Genomic DNA, 718 nt, shown 5'->3' on the forward strand with positions numbered 1-718 from the left:
AAGAAACTTATGATAAGTATATAAAGCCTACAAAAAATAAAAAAGCTCTCTTTTAGCTACATGCTTAAAAGAGAGCTTTTTTATTAAAGTTTAAACTATGTTTAAACCGAAAATTATGGTTTAAACCAGTATAAACAAAAAGTCTCACAATCTATTGATTATGAGACTTTTAATCGGCGGTCTGGACGGGACTCGAACCCGCGACCCCATGCGTGACAGGCATGTATTCTAACCAACTGAACTACCAAACCGTTTTGTTGATGCAAAATTAGCACTTATTTCTTACAATGCAAACTCACTTCAAGCACTTTCTGAAAAGTTTTTTGTAATGGTTGCTATAACTCTCTCATTATCTGAATAAAATGAAGATGGAAAAATTTGAAATTTTTGTAAAAAATACATCGACTGACTAAATGCATCAATAAATCGTGATTTAGTCTTGTATTTGAAGGCGTTTTGCCAACTCAAAATACTTTTTAAAACACTGATAGGTCATATCGGCATCCTCTAGGGCATTGTGCGTGGTGTCTTTACGGTGGATGCCAAAGTAGTCAGCAACAGACTTGAGGCTATATGACTTGGGTGTTGCCATTTTGWWRTTWYCCGATTCAATGGAAATGCTCAACCATACTATTGCTTAGTTGATCCTAGTAATGAACTCAAAACTCTTGTAAAACCAAGAGCATACAATGAGAAATATCGAAGAATTTATCAAGTT

Annotated in this window: 1 protein-coding gene and 1 tRNA gene; both read right to left on the minus strand. The window is 34.4% G+C overall.

From position 1 onward, the window contains the following. Nucleotides 1-177 precede the first annotated feature (177 nt). Nucleotides 178-251 (minus strand) — tRNA-Asp (locus BWI92_RS26480). Between the two features lie 182 nt (nt 252-433). Beyond that, nucleotides 434-592, minus strand: coding sequence for a hypothetical protein (locus BWI92_RS27595; RefSeq protein ID WP_176464562.1), 159 nt, complete (start codon nt 590-592; stop codon nt 434-436). Between the last annotated feature and the right edge of the window lie 126 nt (nt 593-718).

It is taken from the genome of Flectobacillus sp. BAB-3569 (assembly GCF_002270355.1).
Taxonomy (GTDB): domain Bacteria; phylum Bacteroidota; class Bacteroidia; order Cytophagales; family Spirosomataceae; genus Flectobacillus; species Flectobacillus roseus.